The organism is Kitasatospora sp. NPDC004240 (assembly GCF_053603215.1).
Window position 1 is genome coordinate 1 of record NZ_JBSGFD010000044.1, and the last position, 18252, is coordinate 18252.

Here is an 18252-nt window from a genome sequence, read left to right on the forward strand (position 1 = left end):
AACTCGGAGTCCGTCAGCCGCGGTGGGCGGCCCAACCATCGCGTTCGGGGCAGGTGATCATCGATCTGCACGTAGAGTGCGGTCAGGAGGGTGTCCAGCTCTTCGGTCGTCACAACCCGAATGCTGGACACCCTTCCTGCGTGTCCGGAGCAGAACCAGCAAAGCCAGCCGACTTCGGAACTACTCGTCTAGGCCCCCGGCGTCTCCCCCGGCCACTCCTCCGCCGTCATCGCGTACCGCTCGTGATCCCGCCAGGCCCCCTGCAGGAACAGCATCCGCGGTGTGAAGCCCTCGTGCCGGAAGCCCAGCCGCTTCGCCAGCGCGATCGAGCGCTCGTTCTCCGGCTGGACGTTGATCTCCAGCCGGTGCAGCCCCAGGCCGCCGCGCGACTGCGGGGTGAAACAGCGGTCGAGCACCAGCCTCATGCCCTCGGTCATCCGTCCGGTGCCGGCGAACGGCAGGTAGGAGTCGTAGCCGAGCGCGCCGTTGCAGAAGCGGCCCATCACGATGTTGGCGACGTTGACCTTGCCCGCCAGTCCCCCGGTGGCGGTGTCGACGACCAGGAAGGTCCGCAGGCCCGGGCCCTGACGCCCCAGCAGGTCGGGCAGGCCGTCCGGCTCGACCGGGTTCCAGCGCCCGATGTGCTCGGCGGACCGTCGCACCGCCGCCGCGTACGGACCCACGTCGTCGGCCCGCGGGGCCCTGATCATCACTCGCATCCCCCCATCATCGGCCATGCGAACGGCCCGCCGCCCGGTAATCCCGGGTGGCGGGCCGTTCGGGGAAGCGGGGACCTACAGCAGGTCCTTGAACTCCTTGGGCAGCTCGAAGTCGGCCGGGCCCTTGCCCGCGCCGAGGCCGAACGCGCCGCCCTGGGCGGGGGCCTGGCCGGCGCCCGGGCCGAGTGCCCGGCGCTCGGCCGCGGCGGCCTCCTCCTGGGCGCGCTTCAGCGGGTTGCCGGACTTGCGCTTGCCCTTGGCGGCCGGGGCCTTCTTGGCGGACTTCTTGCCGCCGCCCATGCCCGGGATCCCCGGCATGCCGGGCATGCCCTTGCCGGAGGCCATCGCGGACATCATCTTGCGGGCCTCGAAGAACCGCTCGACCAGGTTGTTGACCTCGCCGACCTGGACGCCGGAACCCTTGGCGATGCGCAGCCGACGCGAGCCGTTGATGATCTTCGGGTCGGTCCGCTCGGCCGGGGTCATCGACTTGATGATCGCGCCGACGCGGTCGACGTCCTTGTCGTCGATGTTGTTGATCTGCTCGCGGATCTGGCCCATGCCGGGGAGCATCCCGAGCAGCTTGGAGATCGAGCCCATCTTGCGGACCTGCTCCAGCTGGGCCAGGAAGTCGTCGAGCGTGAAGTCCTTGCCGCCGCCCTGCAGCTTGGAGGCGATCTTCTCGGCCTCGGCCTGCGAGAAGGTCTGCTCGGCCTTCTCGATCAGCGACAGCACGTCGCCCATGCCGAGGATGCGCGAGGCCATCCGGTCCGGGTGGAAGGCGTCGAAGTCGTCGACCTTCTCACCGTTGGAGGCGAACATGATCTGGCGGCCGGTGACGTGCGCGACCGACAGCGCGGCACCACCGCGGGCGTCGCCGTCGAGCTTGGAGAGCACCACACCGGTGAAGTCGACACCGTCGAGGAAGGCCTGCGCGGTGGTGACCGCGTCCTGGCCGATCATCGCGTCGACGACGAAGAGGACCTCGTCCGGGTCGACCGCGGCGCGGATGTCGGCGGCCTGCTGCATCAGCTCGGCGTCGATGCCGAGGCGGCCGGCGGTGTCGACGATGACGACGTCGTACTGCTTCTGCTTCGCGTACTCGATCGAGTCGCGGGCCACCTGCACCGGGTCGCCGACGCCGTTGCCCGGCTCGGGACCGTAGAAGGCCACGCCGGCCCGGTCGGCCACCACGTTGAGCTGGTTGACGGCGTTGGGTCGCTGGAGGTCGCAGGCGACCAGCAGCGGGGTGTGCTTCTGCTTCTTCAGCCAGTGGCCGAGCTTGCCGGCGAGGGTGGTCTTACCGGCACCCTGGAGACCGGCGAGCATGATCACCGTCGGGCCGGTCTTGGCGAACTTCACCCGGCGGGTCTCGCCACCGAGGATGGCGATGAGCTCCTCGTTGACGATCTTGATGATCTGCTGCGCCGGGTTCAGCGCGCCGGAGACCTCGGAGCCGAGTGCCCGCTCCTTGACCTGCTTGATGAAGGCCCGCACGACCGGCAGCGCGACGTCCGCCTCCAGCAGCGCGATGCGGATCTCGCGGGTGGTGGCGTCGATGTCCGCCTCGCTGAGGCGGCCCTTGCCCCGGAGGTTCTTGAACGTCGCTGCGAGGCGATCGGAAAGGGTGTCGAACACGTCGTCGCGGGTCCCTTGCGGCATCGGTACTTGTACGGTCGTCGCCCCCCAGGGTATCCGGCCGCCCCGGGTCCGGTCTCCACCCCCGTTCGCCTGCTTCCGCGACGGCCCCGCCCGGGGCTCCGCACCGGGCCGTGCACCGGGCCGTGCACCGGGCCGTGCACCGGGCCGCGGAGCGGGGCGGAGCGGGGCCTCAGCCCAGGGCGGAGCGCACCGCCGCCGCGACCTCCCCCGCCCGCTGCGCGGACAGCGGCCGGCCCGCCTCGTCGGTCAGGTAGAAGGCGTCCACGGCGTCCGCGCCCAGCGTGCTGACGTGCGCGGTACGGACCCGGACGCCCGCCGAGTCCAGCGCCCGGCCGATCCGGTGCAGCAGTCCCGGCGCGTCGTGGGCGCGGACCTCCAGCACGGTGGCGCTGGCCGAGGCCACGGCGGGCACCACGGTGACCACCGGCGGCGGGGTGGAGATGCCCCGGCGGCGCGGCGCGGCGGCGTCCCGCTCGGCGAGCCGGCGGGCGACGTCCAGCGAACCCTCCAGCGCCCGGCGCAGGTCGGCCCGCAGCCGCGCCGCCTCCGGCAGCTCGCCGAACTCGGCGGCCACCGTCCAGGAGAGCAGCAGCACCGGGCCGGCCCCGATCGGGTCCAGCTCCCGCAGACCGGCCTTGCGGACGGTCAGCCGGTGCAGCGCCAGCACCCCGGCCACCGTGCCGAGCAGCCCGGGCCGGTCGGGCACGGCCAGGGTCAGCTCCACCCCCATCGGCTCGATCCCCGGAAGCGGGCCGCCCTCGCCGCCCGAGGGGCCACCCGGAGCGGCCCCGCCAGCGGTGACCCCGCTCCGGGGGATCCGCCCCTGGGCGCCACCCGCCGGACCCTCCTCCGGGACCGGCTCGGCCTCGGTCTGGGCCCGCAGCGAGAGCGCCGGCCCCTGGGTGCGGGCGGCCTCCACCGCCAGCCGCTCCTGCTCCGCGGTCGGCTCGGTGTCCGGCGGGAAGAAATGGCCCCCGGCCAGCTGGGCCGCCGCCCGCTCCACCAGGGTGTCCACCAGCGAGGCGCGCCAGGCGCTCCAGGCGGCCGGCCCGGTGGCGGTGGCGTCGGCCTCGGTGAGCGCGTGCAGCAGCTCCAGCTGCGGCAGGGCGGCGACCGCCTTGGTGATCGTCTCGACCGTCGCCGGATCGTCCGGGTCCCGCCGGGTGGCGGTGTCGATCAGGGTCAGGTGGTGGCGCACCAGCACCGCCAGCGTCTCGGTGTCCTCGTGGTCGAAGCCCATCCGTACGGCCACGTCGCGGACGATCACCTCGCCCGCCTCGGAGTGGTCGCCGGGCCAGCCCTTGCCGATGTCGTGCAGCAGCGCGGCGACCAGCAGCAGGTCCGGGCGGGCCACCCGGCGGGTCATCGCGGCGGCCTTGACGGCCGTCTCCACCAGGTGCCGGTCGACCGTCCAGCGGTGTACGGCGTTGCGCTGCGGACGGCAGCGCACCCGCTCCCAGTCCGGCAGCAGCCGGGTGATCAGCCCCTCGGCCTCCAGCGCCTCCCAGACCGGGACACAGGCCTCGCCCGCGCCGAGCAGCGTGACCAGCTGCTCGCGGGCCTCGTCCGGCCAGGGCACCGGCAGCGGACGGCACTCGGCGGCCAGCCGGCGCACGGTGGCGTGCGAGACGGTCAGGCCGTTCTGCGCGGCGGCGGCCGCGGCCCGCAGCGGCAGCACCGGATCGGCGGCCGGACGGGCGCTCTGCGCGAGCACCGCCTCGCCGTCCTGCTCGACCACGCCCTCGGCGAGCGGACGGCGTTCCACGGCGCCCCGGGCCACCGCGCCCCTGGCCCCGCCGGCGGCGCGTCCGGCGCCGGCGAACGGGAACAGCCGCGGCACCCGCCGGCCGCGCTGGGAGCGGGCGGCGAGCACCCGGTCGACCGCCCGCCAGGTGACGTCGCTCGCGTACGCGATGGTGCGGGCGGCCTCGTACACCTGGCGCAGCAGGGTGTCGGCGTCCAGCACGCCGAGCTGCCGCGCGACCTGGTCCTGGTCCTGCAGGCTGAGCCGTTCGGTGGCCCGGCCGGTGACCAGGTGCAGGGCGTCGCGGACGTCGGCCAGCCGCAGGGCGGCGCCTTCGAGGCCCTCGCGCGGGGCGTCGGCGAGCCAGGTGGCGGCGATCGCGTTGAGGGCGACGACGTCGCGCAGGCCGCCGCGGGCCTCCTTGAGGTCGGGCTCCAGGAGGAAGGAGAGCTCGCCGTGGCGCTCGGCCCGTTCCCGGCAGAGTTCGCGCAGCTCGGGGAGCCGTTCGGGGGCGGCGGCGCGCCAGTCGGCGAGGACGGCGGAACGCAGCGCGGAGGTCAGCGAGCGGTCGCCCGCGATGTGCCGGGCGTCCAGCAGGCCGAGCTGGGCCTTGAGGTCGGCGGCGGCCACCGAGCGGGCCTCGGCGACGGTGCGGACGGAGTGGTCGAGGGCGGCGCCGGAGTCCCAGACGGGGTACCAGATCCGCTCGGGCAGGGCCGGGTCGAGCGGGCCCTCGTGCAGCAGCAGGACGTCCAGGTCGCTGCGGGGGGAGAGCTCGCCGCGCCCGTAGCCGCCGACGGCGACCAGCGCGACACCGGCGGGGATCCCGGAACCGGAGGACCCTGCCGACCCGGCCTCGGCGAGCAGCCCGGAGAGCCACTCGTCGGTGAGCCGGGCCAGCTCGGCACGGCGGGCGGGCCCGGCCGGCCCGGGGCCGTCCAGCAGCCGCGCCCGGGCCTCGCCGTACCCGAGCGGCCCGTACCCGAGCGGCCCGTCCCCGGCGGAACGGTCCGCAGCTCCGGGAGAACCGGCGGGCCCGGAAGGGCCGGAGGAAACGGAAGGACCGGAGGAACCGGGACGGCCGGCCGACCTGGCGGAATCAGAGGAATCGGTGGAACCGGAGGGGTAGGCGTCGGTGGTCATTCGTTCTCCCCGTCCATCGTGCGCTGGGCCGATACGCCGTCAGCGGACCGGCGACCGGATGCCGGTCGCAGGCCCGCCTGCGGGTCAGAGCTGAATGCTAGGGCGTGCCTCAGAGCGCGTCGGGGCCGCGCTCGCCGGTCCTGACCCGGACGGCGGTGTCGACCGGGACGCTCCAGACCTTGCCGTCACCGATCTTGCCGGTACGGGCGGCCTTCACCAGGACCTCGATCAGCTGCTCGGCGTCCTCGTCCTCGACCAGGACCTCGATGCGGACCTTGGGCACCAGGTCCACGGTGTACTCCGCGCCCCGGTAGACCTCGGTGTGACCGCGCTGGCGGCCGTAGCCGCTGGCCTCGGTGACCGTGAGGCCGTGCACTCCGAAGGCCTGCAGGGCGGCCTTCACGTCGTCCAGGCGGTGCGGCTTGATGACCGCGGTGATCAGCTTCATCGGGCGTCGACCTCGGCCTTCTCGGTGTTCACGGACACGGTGACGGGTGCCGCGGAGGCGGCAGGGGCGGCCGGGGCGGCGGCCGTGGTCATCGCGGGGATGCCGCGGGCGATGCCGGCGCCCAGCGCGCTGAAGTCGTACGCGGACTCGGCGTGCTCCGCCTGGTCGATGCCCGCGACCTCGACCTCCTCGGCGACCCGGAACCCGACGGTCTTGTGGATCGCCATGCCGAGCAGCCAGGACAGGACGAAGGAGTACGCGCCGACCGCGGCCACGCCCATCGCCTGCTTGCCGAGCTGCTCCAGGCCGCCGCCGTAGAACAGGCCCTTGGCGCTCTGGCCGACGCCGCCGGTGGCGAACAGGCCGATCAGCAGCGAGCCGACCACGCCGCCGACCAGGTGGACGCCCACCACGTCGAGCGAGTCGTCGAAGCCCCAGCGGTACTTGAGGCCGACCGCGGCGGCGCAGGCCACACCGGCGATCAGGCCGATCGCGACGGCGCCCAGCGGGGAGACCGAGCCACAGGCCGGGGTGATGGCGACCAGGCCGGCGACCGCGCCGGAGGCGGCGCCCAGGGTGGTGAACGCGCCGTGCTTGATCTTCTCGAAGACGAGCCAGCCGAGCAGCGCCGCCGCCGTGGCGACCTGGGTGTTGACCAGGGCCATCGCCGCGACACCGTTGGCGGCCAGCGCCGAACCGGCGTTGAAGCCGAACCAGCCGAACCAGAGCAGCCCGGAGCCGAGCATCACCAGCGGCAGGCTGTGCGGGCGCATCGGGTCCTTGCGGAAGCCGACCCGCTTGCCCAGCACCAGGCACAGGGCCAGGCCCGCGACACCGGCGTTGATGTGCACGGCGGTGCCGCCGGCGAAGTCGATCACGCCGTTGCGGTCGCCGAGCCAGCCGCCGTTGCCGCCGTCGAAGAAGAACACCCAGTGCGCGACCGGGAAGTAGACCAGGCTGACCCAGAGCGCGATGAACAGGCCCCAGGCCGCGAACTTGGCGCGGTCCGCGATGGCGCCGCTGATCAGCGCCGGGGTGATGATCGCGAACATCAGCTGGAAGGCGGAGAACGCGGTGACCGGGATCGTGCCGGTCAGGTCGGTCACGCCGATGCCGCGCATCCCCAGGAAGTCCAGGTTGCCGATCAGGCCGGCGCCCGCGTCGGGGCCGAAGCTGAGCGAGTAGCCGTAGAGCACCCAGAGCACGCTGACGATGCCCAGCGAGATGAAGCTCATGGCGAGCATGTTGAGCGTGCTCTTGGCCCTGACCATGCCTCCGTAGAAGAAGGCCAGGCCCGGGGTCATCACCATGACCAGGGCCGCGCTGATGAGTACGAAGGCGGTATCGCCCGCGCTGAAGCCGTCCGGCATCGGCGTCTCCTCTGAATGGAAGCCGCTCCACACCCGGGATCCCTGTCCCGTGCCACCCGGGGTGTCGGCGATGAAGAGGAGAGTGCCGAAGGCGGGTTTCGGCCGATGCGGCCGGTTGTTTCGCGGCCGTGACGAGGCCGACGTCCGGGTTACGCGCTCGTGAACTACGGCCGTGCCGGCCCGCCGGATGGGTTACCGTTCGGCCGCGCGCCACCGGGAGTGCCGTGAACGCCACCGACCGTGGCGGCGGCGGCCGCCACGGTCGGGGTCGGGTGGTCCGGAGCGGGTTCCCGGTGGCCGGAACCCGTCCGCGGGGGCGGGAGCGGTCGCTCAGACCGCCGAGACGTACTCCGGGAGGTCCTGGGTCACCCGCTCCTGGAGCCGGTTGACCGCGTCCACGCCCTTGAACCGGTTGGCCGCCGCCTCGGTGGTCTTGCGCACCCGCGAGTTCAGCCGCTCGGAGCGGACCTTGGCGGCGATGTCCACCGCCTGCTCGGCCATCGCGGCCGCCTGCTCCGCCTCGTTCTGCAGCACGTGCACGCTGGCCATGCCGATCAGGTTGAAGGCGTAGGAGCGCACGTGGTCCTCGTCCTGGCGGAACAGGTCCACGGCCCGCTCCATCACCGGTGCGGACATCGAGGCGTACAGCTCGGAGCGGCCGGAGTGGTAGGCGAGGTCGCGGTAGGAGTGGGCGTTCTCCGCGTTGAGCTCGGCGGGTGAGAAGAACTTCAGCCAGTTCGGCTCGTCGTCGCTCTCGCGGATGTCGGTGAAGGTGTCCTCGGCCAGCCGCACCGCGCGGGCGCAGCGGTTCACCTCGCCGATGGTGGCGTACGCGCGCGCCTCCATCGCGTACAGCAGGGCCTGCTGGCGCGGGGTCGCGGTGTCGCGGCTGCCGTACTGGGCGAGGTGGATCAGCTCCAGGGCGTCCTCGCCGCGGTTGAGGTGGATCATCTGGCGGCTCATGTCGGTGAGGATCAGCGCGCCGAACGGGCGGTCGCCCGCCTCCTTTGCCGCGTGCAGCGCCAGGACGTAGTACTTCTGGGCGCTGGGGTGCATGCCGACGTCGTACGACATCCAGCCGGCGAGGTGGGCCAGCTCGGCGGTGAGCCGGAACAGCCGGCGGGTGGTGTGCTCCGGGTAGGTCTCCTGGAGCAGGTCGGTGACCTCGTGCAGCTGGCCGACCACGGCCTTGCGGCGCAGGCCGCCGCCGTTCTGGGCGTCCCACTGGCGGAACATGACGGTGGTCTGCTCCAGCAGTTCCAGCTCGGGCTCGGAGAGCCGGCCGCTGTGCGGCTGCCCGCCGTTGGCGGCGGCCAGGATCGGGGTGGGCGCGCCGCCCGGGCCGGGGGCGAGCCAGCGCTGCATCGGCTCGATCAGCGCGGCGCCGGCCGTCAGGGCCAGCGAGGTGCCGAGGAAGCCCCGGCGGTTGAGCATCAGGTCGCTGCGGGAGTAGTCACTGATCAGCTGGACGGTCTGCGGGGCGCTCCACGGCAGGTCGACGCCGCCGCCGACGGTGGAGACCGGGATGGCGGCGCGCAGTCCCAGGTCCTCGATGGAGACCACGGAGCCGAAGCGCTCGGAGAACAGCTCGGACATGATCTTCGGGATCGGCTCGCGGGGCTGCTCCCCGTCGAGCCAGCGACGCACCCGCGAGGTGTCGGTGGACACGTGGTGGGCCCCGATCTGCCGGGCCCGGCGGTTGACCTGACGGGCGAGCTCGCCCTTGGACCAGCCGCTGCGCGCGAACCACGTGGTCAGCTTCTCATTGGGTTGCTTCTCTGCCATGGGAACGTCCCCATCCCGCCCGGCCCCTGTCGCGGAGCCCCGATCGTGACTGCCCGACGCGCGGCCGCCCGAGGGTCGCGGGCTCCTGCCGGACGTGCCGTACCTGAGGTGCTGTCATCTTTGGTGTGCTGAACGTAACGCCCCCTGCGCCGTCCGGGGGAGCGTCCCTGGCGAAACGCCACCTTTCGCCACCCCCAGGAGTGAACCGAAGCCAGTCGGCACACGCTTCACTGGTTATCCCGGCGGCCCGGCATATGCGGCCCGCCAAGTCACACGGCAAACCACAGCAGCCACAGGCGAGTTCGCCCCCCGCGCGGGATGGCGTCCGTCTCGCGCACACGACGATCCGGCACCGGCACCGTCCGCCACAAGGCGGCGCACGAGGCACGTCCGAGTAACAGGCGCACGCCACGCGCTGCGCGCCGCCACCGCACGACGCACCACGCAACGGACAATCAACACAAAGTCACCGTCCCGTAACCACCGGCAACGAGAACCTGTTGGGGGAGGCATGGACAACCTGTTCGGCGAACTTCGGCTGGGGCACCTGCGGCTGGTACCGAGGGGCGCGCGCCGCCGTACCCGCGTCACCGCGTTCCAGGCGGCCGCCGAGTACACCGGCCGCTGGGGCTGGGCGGTCGCCGCCGGCACCCCGGCCGGACCCGCCGGCACCCCGGCCCGCTGCCCGTGCGGCTCGTCCGGCTGCGGCGCCCCCGGCCTGCACCCGGCGGCCGGCGGCGAGCTGCCGGCCGGCACCGGGCCGCGCGGCGACGGCGCCCCCGTCCTGTTCCCCACCGGTCGCGCCTTCGACGTGCTGGACGTCCCCGAGCAGGCCGGTCTGCAGGCCCTGGTCCGGCTGGAGCGGATGGGCACCCAGGTCGGCCCGGTGCTCGCCGCCCCGACCGGCCGGCTGCAGTTCCTGGTCGCCGCCGGCACCGCCCGCCGGCTGCCGGACCTGCTGTACCGGATGGGCTGGGACGACGCCGCGCTGGACCTCGTCTGCCACGGCGAGGGCGGCTACGTCGCCGCTCCCCCGACCGTGCTCGCCGGTCTCGGCCCGGTGCGCTGGCTGCGCCGCCCCACCCGCGACAACGCCGGCTGCCCGCCGGAGGCCCGTCTGCTGCTCGGCACCCTGGCGTACGCCTGCCACCGCGGCCGCGAGCGCGCCCCCGAGCCGGCCTGGATGGCCTCCTGACCCTCCCCGGCCGACGCTCCCCGCTGACGGCGTCCGGGCACGCGGAAGGGCCCGCCCCGAACGGAGCGGGCCCTCGCGGAGCCGGGTGCCGGACGGGGAGCTCAGTCCCCGATCAGCGCGTCCACGAACGCGCCCGGCTCGAACGGCGCCAGATCGTCCGCGCCCTCGCCGAGACCGATCAGCTTGACCGGCACGCCCAGCTCGCGCTGCACCGCGATCACGATGCCGCCCTTGGCGGTGCCGTCCAGCTTGGTCAGCACGATGCCGGTGATGTCGACCACCTCGGCGAAGACCCGGGCCTGGACCAGGCCGTTCTGGCCGGTGGTGGCGTCCAGCACCAGCAGCACCTCGTCCACCGGGCCGTGCTTCTCGACGACCCGCTTGACCTTGCCGAGCTCGTCCATCAGGCCGGTCTTGGTGTGCAGCCGGCCGGCGGTGTCCACCAGGACGGTGTCCACGCCCTCGGCGATGCCCTCCTTGACCGCGTCGAAGGCGATCGAGGCCGGGTCGCCGCCCTCGGGGCCGCGGACGGTGCGCGCGCCGACCCGCTCGCCCCAGGTCTGCAGCTGGTCGGCGGCGGCGGCACGGAAGGTGTCGGCCGCGCCGAGCACCACCCGGCGGCCGTCGGCGACCAGCACCCGGGCCAGCTTGCCGGTCGTGGTGGTCTTGCCGACGCCGTTGACGCCGACCACCAGGACCACCGCCGGGCCCTCCTCGTGCTTGGTGGAGCGCACCGTGCGGTCGGAGTCCTCGCCGATCAGCTGGACCAGTTCCTCGCGCAGCAGGCCGCGCAGTTCCGCGGGGGTACGGGTGCCGAGCACCTTGACCCGGGTGCGCAGCCGCTCGACCAGCTCCTGGGTCGGGGTGACGCCGACGTCGGCGGTCAGCAGGGTCTCCTCGATCTCCTCCCAGGTGTCCTCGTCCAGGTGCTCGCGAGAGAGCAGCGAGAGCAGGCCCTTGCCGAGCGAGTTCTGCGAGCGGGAGAGCCGGGAGCGCAGCCGGACCAGCCGGCCTGCGGTGGGCTCGGGGACTTCGAGGGCGGGGACCTCCGCCGCGGCCTCGGCCTCCTCGACCTCCTCGACGGTGGGGAGCTCCACCTCCTCGACGGTGCGGCGCGGCTCCTCGGTCGGCGGCGCGGACTCCTCGCCGACCTGGGGCTCGCTCGGGGTCGGGGGCGCCGTGATGACCGGCGCCTGCGACTTCGGGGGCAGCTGCTGGCGTCGTCTGCCGGAAACGACGAGGCCGGCGATCGCGCCGACGGCGACCACGGCGATGACTACGGCAAGGATCACGTATTCCATAACGCGTCCCAGTATCCGTGACCCGGGCCCGGACGGACCGCAGGAGTCGCGCCGGATCCGCGCGGGCACCCCCTGACGGCCCCCGGACGACGGTGGACGGATCCCTGTCGGCTCCGGCTACCGCCGTCCGCCGGTCCGCTCCCGGTGCTCCTCGCGCAGCCGCTGGCTGATCACCTGGGAGATGCCGTCGCCCTTCATGGTCACCCCGTAGAGGGCGTCGGCGGACTCCATGGTCAGCTTCTGGTGGGTGATCACGATCAGCTGGGAACTCTCCCGCAGCTCCTCCATGATCCCGACCATCCGGCGCAGGTTGGTCTCGTCCAGCGCCGCCTCCACCTCGTCCATCACGTAGAAGGGGCTGGGGCGCGCCTTGAAGATCGACACCAGCAGGGCGACCGCGGTCAGCGAGCGCTCGCCGCCGGAGAGCAGAGAGAGCCGCTTGACCTTCTTCCCCGGCGGGCGGGCCTCCACCTCGACCCCGGTGGTCAGCATGTTCTCCGGATCGGTCAGCAGCAGCCGGCCCTCACCGCCGGGGAACAGCCGGGCGAAGACGCCCTCGAACTGGGCCGCGGTGTCGTGGTAGGCCGCGGTGAACAGCTGCTCGACCCTGGTGTCCACGTCCTTGACGATGTCCAGCAGGTCGCGCCGGCCGCGCCTGAGGTCGTCCAACTGCTCGCCGAGGAAGGTGTGCCGCTCCTCCAGCGCCGCGAACTCCTCCAGCGCCAGCGGGTTCACCTTGCCGAGCTGCTGGTACGCCTTCTCCGCGGCCCGCAGCCGCTTCTCCTGCTCGGCGCGGACGTACGGGCGCGGCTCCCCCGGCTCCCCGCCGTCCTCGGGCACGGACGGCGGCACCGGACGGTCCGGCCCGTACCCGGCGAGCAGGTCGCCGCCCTCGATGCCGAACTCCTCCAGCACCCGGGTCTCCACCTGCTCGATCCGCAGCCGCTTCTCGGCCCGCAGGACCTCGTCGCGGTGCCCGGCGTCGACCAGCTTGTCGAGCTCGGCCTTGAGCTCGCGGCCGTGCTCGCGGTGCTCGCGCAGCTCCGTCTCGCGTTCGCTGCGGGCCTGCTCGACCGCGGCGCGCTCGGCGTCCGCGCGGGCGAGCGAGACGTCCAGGCGGGCGAGCAGCTGCCGGGCGCCGGACGCGACGGCGGCGGCCACCCTGGCGTCGTGCTCCGCGCGGCGGCGGCGCTCGGCGGCCCGCTCGCGCGCCTCGCGTTCGGCGCGGGCGGCCCGGTCGAGCTGGTCGGCCCGGCCGGCCAGCGAGCGGACCCGCTCCTCGTGGGTGCGGACGGCGAGCCGGGCCTCCAGCTCGGCCTGCCGCGCCCCGGTGGCCGCCTCGGCGAGCCGGTGGCGCTCGGTCTGGTCCGGTTCGTCCTCGCCGGCCGCGTCCGACTCCTCGGCGGCGGCGAGCCGTTCGGCGAGTTCGGTGGCGGCGGCCAGGGCCCGGTCGAGTCCGTCCTCGGCGCGGGCCGCGGCGGCCGACAGCCGTTCGGCCTCACCGGCGGCCGCCCGGGCCTGGCCGATGAGCCGGCCGAGCGTGCCGGCCAGCCGGGCCCGTTCCTTCTCGGCCCGCCGTCCGTCGGTCACCAGGCGTTCCACCTCGGCGGCCGACTCCCGGCGCCGTTCGGTGAGTTCGGCCAGCCGTTCGGCGGCTCCGGCGCAGCGGACGCTCAGCCCGGCGAGGGCGCGGGCGGTCTCGTCCACGGCCGCCCGGGTCTCCAACGAGCTGGGCACACCCGCCGAGCCGCCGTACCCGGAGCCGCCGGCGAGCAGGTCGCCCTCGGCCGTGACGGCGGTCAGGCCCGGGTGGTCGGCGAGCAGCCGCAGCGCGTCGTCGAGCGAGTCCAGCACCACCGTGCCGGCCAGCAGTCCGTGGACGGCGGGCAGCAACTCGGCGGGTCCGTCGACCAGTTCGGCGGCCCACCGGGCTCCGGCGGGCAGCGCCCCGGCCGGGCGGGCGGGCGCGGGCGCACCGGCGATCAGCAGGGCGGCGCGGCCGGCGTCCCGTTCGCGCAGCAGCCGCAGGGCTTCGACGGCGGTGGTGGCCGAGTCCACGGCGAGCGCGTCGGCGGCCGCGCCGAGCGCCGCGGCGACGGCGACCTCGTGGCCGGGTGCGATCCGCAGCAGTCCGGCGGCCGGGCCGAGCAGTCCGGCGGGCCGGTCGGCGTCCGCGAGCAGGGCGCCGGCGCCGTCCTTGTGGCGCAGGCCGAGGGCCAGGGCCTCGTGCCGGGCGGTGAGCGCGGCGCGTTCGCGCTCGGCCGCGCCGGCGACCTCCCGGGCCTCGGCGAGTTCCCGCTCGACGGCGGCGAGGGCGGCACGGGCGGCCTCGTGGGCGCGCTCGGCCTCCTCGTCCAGGGCGCCGAGCGCCTCGGTCTCCTCCCGCAGTTCCCGGTGCTCCCGCTCGGCGGCCGCGGCGCGCAGCAGCGCCTCGTCACGGGCCTCGGCGAGCCGGCCGATCTCGGCCTCGGCGCCGGCCGCGCGGGTGCGGGCCGCGGCGGCCTGGCCGTGGAGCCGGGCGAGGCCCTCGCGGCGGTCGGCGATGGCCCGGGCGGCGTCCTTGAGCCGGCGCTCCTCCTCGGCGAGTCCGCGTTCCAGCCCGCCCCGGGTCTCGACGGCCTCGGCGAGCGCGTACGAGGCCTCCTCCAGGGCCTCGGCGAGCGCGGCCTCCTCCTCGCGGATCCGCTCGGCCTCGCGTTCCAGCTCCTCGGGGTCGCGGCCGCGGCGCTCCTCGGTCCGGCCGTCGGCGGCGGCGTGCCGGGCCCGGGCCTCGGCGAGCCCGATGGTGCCGCGGGTGCGTTCGGCGAGCGAGGACAGCCGGTACCAGGTCTGCCGGGCGGCCTCCAGGCCGGGCCCGAGCTGCTGGACCTGGGCCTCCAGCACGGCTTCGCGCTGGATCGCCCGGCCGAGTTCCTGCTCGACGGTGGAGCGGCGCAGCCGGAGCGCGAGTTCGTCGGCGATCTCCGCCTCGACGGCCCGGCGCAGGGCCAGCAGGTCGTCGGCGAGCAGGCGCAGCCGGGCGTCGCGCAGGTCGGCCTGGATGCCGGCGGCCCGCCGGGCGATCCGCGCCTGCCGGCCGAGCGGGCCGAGCTGGCGGCGCAGTTCGGCGACCAGGTCCTGGACGCGGTTGAGGTTGACCTGCATCGCGTCCAGCTTCCGCAGCGCCTTCTCCTTGCGCTTGCGGTGCTTGAGGACGCCGGCGGCCTCCTCGATGAAGGCGCGCCGGCCCATCGGGTCGGCGTGCAGGACGGAGTCGAGCCGGCCCTGGCCGACGATGACGTGCATCTCGCGGCCGATGCCGGAGTCGGAGAGCAGTTCCTGGATGTCGAGCAGCCGGCAGGTGTCGCCGTTGAGGGCGTACTCGCTGCCGCCGTTGCGGAACATGGTCCGGGTGATCGTGACTTCGGCGTACTCGATGGGCAGGGCGCCGTCGGTGTTGTCGATGGTGAGGCTGACCTCGGCGCGGCCGAGCGGGGGGCGCCCGCTGGTGCCGGCGAAGATGACGTCCTCCATCTTGCCGCCGCGCAGCGATTTGGCGCCCTGTTCGCCCATCACCCAGGAGAGGGCGTCCACCACGTTGGACTTGCCGGAGCCGTTGGGGCCGACCACGCAGGTGATGCCGGGCTCGAAGCGCAGGGTGGTGGCGGACGCGAACGACTTGAACCCGCGCAGCGTCAGGCTCTTCAGGTGCACGCGCCGGTTCTCCTCGTCACTCGCCGGGGCTCGTGGAGGGCCCCGGCGGCGACTGTATCCCGGAGGACCGGGAGGATCCGGACACGACGAAGGGACGCCACGCAGGGCGTCCCTTGCAAGCTGCGTCCCTTTCGGGGCTCAATGCACAGCGGCGTCGATCCGTGAGATCGGGCGGGACTCAGGTGAGAGCCGGCTCCCGCTGATCCAGATCGATGCTGCTGAGCAGCGAGTGCTCGTCAGCGACAGCGGTGAGAGCGTCGTTCTCAGCCTGCATCCGAAGGAGTTCGGACTCCAGATCCTGGACGCGCTGCTGAAGCCGTCGCATCTCGGAGAGCATTCGCGGGTCGGGGCCGCCGACGTACCCGAGAAGCGCCTTTGCCATGATGAATGGTCCTCCACGCTGAGTGACCGAACCGGAACGGTTTGGGTCTAGGGGGAAGGGGGACGCACGCGCGGCGAGCGACCGGCAGTGCTGGCTGGGCACCATGGCACAACCACCGTGAGCTGGGCCCACGGGGGTATGCGCCTACCGGACGAACGCGGTCGTGTGCGCGGGCTTCCAGCGTCTCACCAAAGACGGTACGGGTCAACACGATCACCGCACGCTACCGCGCCCCTGTCACCTGCATGGCGGCATCGTCACGCCGTGCGGTCTCGGGCGGGCTCCACCGGGGTGCTCGTGGATCATCACTCGATGCGGAGTCAACCACGAGTCTGCCCGGATGGCAACCGTATGACACCGGCAGTTGCCTGCACTTTTCCGCGATCCGCGAGCCGGACGACCCGAACGAGTGAACCGGGTGCGGGGTTCAGCGGATCTCGAAGCCCGGGTAGCCGTCGCCGGTGGCCGTCCAGATCTCGGTGACGCCGGTCACGTTACCGGGCGTGCCGGGCCCCCTCAGCAGCGTGAGCAACCGCTCGCAGTCCGGCGGCAGGCCCTCGGCCACCACCTGGACGCGGCCGTCGCCGAGGTTGCTCGCGTAGCCGGTGAGGCCGATCTCCAGCGCGCGGGCCCTGGTCCACCAGCGGAACCCGACCTGCTGCACCTTGCCCCGCACCCAGGCGGTCACCCGGACCGGCTCGTCCCCGTGCGCGTCACGACCATGCATGTCCCGACCCTATCCGGCGGCCGGGACGGTCGCCCCCGACGGCGTGCGGCCGGCCGCGGGCGGCGCCCGCGGCGTCAGCCGGCCTTCGGATCGACCGGGCCCTCGACGGCCCAGCCGGGGCTGTGGATCTCGATCCGCAGGTCGTCGCGGACACCCTCCCGCCCGCAGGTGCGACAGGTCCAGGCGGGGTCGTACGGGTGGGGCCCGCAGCCGTCCGGGGCGTGCCGCAGGGTCACCGGGGGCTGCGGCAGCAGCCAGCGGTCGCCCCAGGAGAGCAGGGCCTGGGTGAGCGGGGCGAGGTCCCGGCCGGCCTCGGTGAGGTGGTACTCGAAGCGCGGCGGGCGCTCGCTGTAGGCGCGGCGCTCCACCACGCCGGCCTCCTCCAGGGCGCGCAGCCGGGCGGTGAGGCGGTCGCGCGGGGCCCCGGTGTTGCGGGCGATCCGGTCGAAGCGGTGGTTGCCGTAGAAGATCTCGCGGACCGCGAGGAGGGCCCACTTCTCGCCGACCACCTGGAGGGCGGCGGCGATCGAACAGGGCCGGCCGGGGATGTCGTCGGGGGTGCGCGAGCTCACACGACCAGCCTGCCACACAGGGTTGTGTTCTCAAACCCGGTCGCGCTACCTTCCCGGGCCATGGACAGAGTTGGAAATTCAAACCCACTTCGTGAGGCCGCCCCGGCCGCCCCCGCCGCCCCCGCCCGCCCCGCGGGCCCGGTGTTCCTGGTGGTCGCCGCCGCCGTCTTCGTCTCCAACCTCGACCTCTTCGTGGTCAACGTGGCCCTGCCCGCGATGGCCGGCCACTTCGGCGGCGCCGCGCTCGCCTCCCTCTCCTGGGTGCTCAACGGCTACGCGATCGTCTTCGCCGCCCTGCTCGTCCCGGCCGGCCGCCTCGCCGACCGGATCGGCCACCGCGCGGGCTTCCTGGCCGGCCTCGCCGTCTTCACCCTCGCCTCGGCGCTCTGCGCCCTCGCCCCCGGCGTCGCCTGGCTGGTCGCCGCCCGGGTGCTCCAGGCCGCCGGGGCCGCGCTGCTGATGCCCACCTCGCTCGCCCTGCTGCTGGACGTCACCGAGGCACAGCGTCGTCCGCGCGCCGTCCGGGCCTGGGCCGCGATCGGCGGGATCGCCGCCGGGCTCGGCCCGGTGCTCGGCGGGCTGCTGGTCGAGGTGGACTGGCGCTGGGTCTTCCTGGTCAACCTGCCGGTCGGGGTGGCCGCCCTCCTCGCCGGCCGGCGGGTCCTCCCCCGCCCGGCCCGTACCGAGCGGGGGCCGCTGCCCGACCTGTTCGGCGCGCTGCTGCTGACCGCCGCGATCGGCCTGCTCGCCGTCGCCCTGGTCAAGGCCGAGGCCTGGGGCTGGGGCTCGTACCGGGTGGTCGGCGGTCTGTTCGCGGCGGCCCTGCTGACCGGTTGGTTCCTGCTGCGCTCGGCCCGCCACCCGGCGCCGGTGGTGGAGCTGCCGCTGCTGCGGGTACGGGGCTTCGCCGCGGCCAACGCGGCCGCCCTGCTGTTCACCGCCGCCTTCGCCGGGATGCTGCTCGGCTCCGTCCTCTGGTGCCAGCAGGTCTGGGGCTACTCGGCGCTGCGAACGGGCCTCGCGCTCGCCCCGGGCCCGCTGCTGGTCCCGCCGGTGAGCCTGGCCGGCGGCCCGCTGCAGCGCCGGATCGGCCCCGGCCCGCTCGCCGCGCTCGGCCCCCTGGTGTTCGCCGCCGGGATCGGCTGGTGGGCCCTGGCCCTCACCGCCGAGCCCGACTACGCGGGCGCGCTGCTGCCCGGGATGCTGCTCACCGGGCTCGGCGTCGGGCTCACCCTGCCGACCCTGATCGGCGCCGCGGCGGCGGCCCTGCCGCCCGCCCGCTTCGCCACCGGCTCCGCCGTCACCTCGATGGCCCGCCAGATCGGCGCGGTGGTCGGCGTCGCCGTCCTGGTCGGCGTGCTCGGGACCCCGCGCGACACCGCGGCCGCCGTGGACGCCTTCCGCCACGGCTGGATCGCGATCGCCCTCACCGCCGTGCTCGCCGGCGCGGCGGCCCTCCTCCTCGTCCGCCCCCGGACGTCACCGCGCTGAGCCCCGCCGCCCCGGGCCCG

The 18252-nt window shown here is 74.4% G+C and carries 13 protein-coding genes and 1 pseudogene; 2 read left to right on the forward strand and 12 right to left on the reverse strand.

All coding sequences use genetic code 11. The features are described from left to right. From ACWEQL_RS14490 to nsdA, 7 genes and pseudogenes are all read right to left on the reverse strand, one after another. Nucleotides 1–113 (reverse strand): annotated as a pseudogene (locus ACWEQL_RS14490) (IS982 family transposase); the annotation flags it as partial. 75 nt (nucleotides 114–188) lie between these two features. Beyond that, nucleotides 189–719 carry a GNAT family N-acetyltransferase gene (locus ACWEQL_RS14495; RefSeq protein ID WP_452150569.1) on the reverse strand — a complete coding sequence of 177 codons (531 nt, stop codon included), beginning with the start codon at nucleotides 717–719 and terminating at the stop codon, nucleotides 189–191. A gap of 75 nt (nucleotides 720–794) precedes the next feature. After that, complete coding sequence (ffh, locus tag ACWEQL_RS14500) at nucleotides 795–2357, reverse strand: signal recognition particle protein (protein ID WP_452150570.1); 1563 nt, start codon at nucleotides 2355–2357, stop codon at nucleotides 795–797. Between the two features lie 193 nt (nucleotides 2358–2550). Beyond that, nucleotides 2551–5268, reverse strand: a complete 2718-nt coding sequence (locus ACWEQL_RS14505) for a [protein-PII] uridylyltransferase (protein WP_452150571.1) — start codon at nucleotides 5266–5268, stop codon at nucleotides 2551–2553. Between the two features lie 109 nt (nucleotides 5269–5377). After that, entirely contained in the window at nucleotides 5378–5716 is a 339-nt protein-coding gene (locus tag ACWEQL_RS14510) for a P-II family nitrogen regulator (protein ID WP_452150572.1), read from the reverse strand. Beyond that, entirely contained in the window at nucleotides 5713–7086 is a 1374-nt protein-coding gene (locus ACWEQL_RS14515) for an ammonium transporter (RefSeq protein ID WP_452150573.1), read from the reverse strand. Before ACWEQL_RS14515 ends, ACWEQL_RS14510 begins: the two co-directional genes overlap by 4 nt. A 330-nt stretch (nucleotides 7087–7416) precedes the next feature. After that, a complete protein-coding gene (gene nsdA / locus ACWEQL_RS14520) occupies nucleotides 7417–8871 on the reverse strand; it encodes a transcriptional repressor NsdA (RefSeq protein WP_452150574.1) in 1455 nt (484 codons plus the stop codon). A 511-nt stretch (nucleotides 8872–9382) separates the two neighbouring features. On the opposite strand from nsdA, the gene ACWEQL_RS14525 reads away from it, so the two are divergent. Further along, a complete protein-coding gene (locus ACWEQL_RS14525) occupies nucleotides 9383–10066 on the forward strand; it encodes a bifunctional DNA primase/polymerase (protein ID WP_452150575.1) in 684 nt (227 codons plus the stop codon). A 101-nt stretch (nucleotides 10067–10167) separates the two neighbouring features. On the opposite strand, the gene ftsY is transcribed toward ACWEQL_RS14525, so the two are convergent. The 5 genes from ftsY to ACWEQL_RS14550 form a co-directional block, all read right to left on the reverse strand. Then, nucleotides 10168–11367, reverse strand: coding sequence for a signal recognition particle-docking protein FtsY (ftsY, locus tag ACWEQL_RS14530; protein ID WP_452150576.1), 1200 nt, complete (start codon nucleotides 11365–11367; stop codon nucleotides 10168–10170). A gap of 117 nt (nucleotides 11368–11484) precedes the next feature. Next, a complete protein-coding gene (gene smc, locus ACWEQL_RS14535; RefSeq protein WP_452150577.1) occupies nucleotides 11485–15060 on the reverse strand; it encodes a chromosome segregation protein SMC in 3576 nt (1191 codons plus the stop codon). Between the two features lie 178 nt (nucleotides 15061–15238). Further along, a complete protein-coding gene (locus tag ACWEQL_RS14540) occupies nucleotides 15239–15442 on the reverse strand; it encodes a hypothetical protein (protein ID WP_148642783.1) in 204 nt (67 codons plus the stop codon). Nucleotides 15443–15869: 427 nt separating this feature from the next. Next, nucleotides 15870–16169 (reverse strand): acylphosphatase, encoded by a 300-nt coding sequence (locus tag ACWEQL_RS14545; RefSeq protein ID WP_452150578.1) that lies wholly within the window; start codon nucleotides 16167–16169, stop codon nucleotides 15870–15872. A gap of 74 nt (nucleotides 16170–16243) precedes the next feature. Continuing rightward, a complete protein-coding gene (locus tag ACWEQL_RS14550; RefSeq protein ID WP_452150579.1) occupies nucleotides 16244–16741 on the reverse strand; it encodes a winged helix-turn-helix transcriptional regulator in 498 nt (165 codons plus the stop codon). Nucleotides 16742–16801: 60 nt separating this feature from the next. On the opposite strand from ACWEQL_RS14550, the gene ACWEQL_RS14555 reads away from it, so the two are divergent. Next, on the forward strand, nucleotides 16802–18232 hold the full coding sequence (locus tag ACWEQL_RS14555; protein WP_452150580.1) for an MFS transporter: 1431 nt from the start codon (nucleotides 16802–16804) through the stop codon (nucleotides 18230–18232). Nucleotides 18233–18252: the final 20 nt, after the last annotated feature.

Excerpts from the sequence above, each read along its gene's own strand:
- ACWEQL_RS14545 (WP_452150578.1), bottom strand. The coding sequence starts at position 16,169 with ATGCATGGTCGTGACGCGCACGGGGACGAGCCGGTCCGGGTGACCGCC.
- ACWEQL_RS14540 (WP_148642783.1), bottom strand. The coding sequence starts at position 15,442 with ATGGCAAAGGCGCTTCTCGGGTACGTCGGCGGCCCCGACCCGCGAATG.
- ACWEQL_RS14525 (WP_452150575.1), top strand. The coding sequence starts at position 9,383 with ATGGACAACCTGTTCGGCGAACTTCGGCTGGGGCACCTGCGGCTGGTA.
- ACWEQL_RS14495 (WP_452150569.1), bottom strand. The coding sequence starts at position 719 with ATGCGAGTGATGATCAGGGCCCCGCGGGCCGACGACGTGGGTCCGTAC.
- ACWEQL_RS14555 (WP_452150580.1), top strand. The coding sequence starts at position 16,802 with ATGGACAGAGTTGGAAATTCAAACCCACTTCGTGAGGCCGCCCCGGCC.
- ACWEQL_RS14510 (WP_452150572.1), bottom strand. The coding sequence starts at position 5,716 with ATGAAGCTGATCACCGCGGTCATCAAGCCGCACCGCCTGGACGACGTG.
- ftsY (WP_452150576.1), bottom strand. The coding sequence starts at position 11,367 with ATGGAATACGTGATCCTTGCCGTAGTCATCGCCGTGGTCGCCGTCGGC.
- nsdA (WP_452150574.1), bottom strand. The coding sequence starts at position 8,871 with ATGGCAGAGAAGCAACCCAATGAGAAGCTGACCACGTGGTTCGCGCGC.
- ACWEQL_RS14505 (WP_452150571.1), bottom strand. The coding sequence starts at position 5,268 with ATGACCACCGACGCCTACCCCTCCGGTTCCACCGATTCCTCTGATTCC.
- ACWEQL_RS14515 (WP_452150573.1), bottom strand. The coding sequence starts at position 7,086 with ATGCCGGACGGCTTCAGCGCGGGCGATACCGCCTTCGTACTCATCAGC.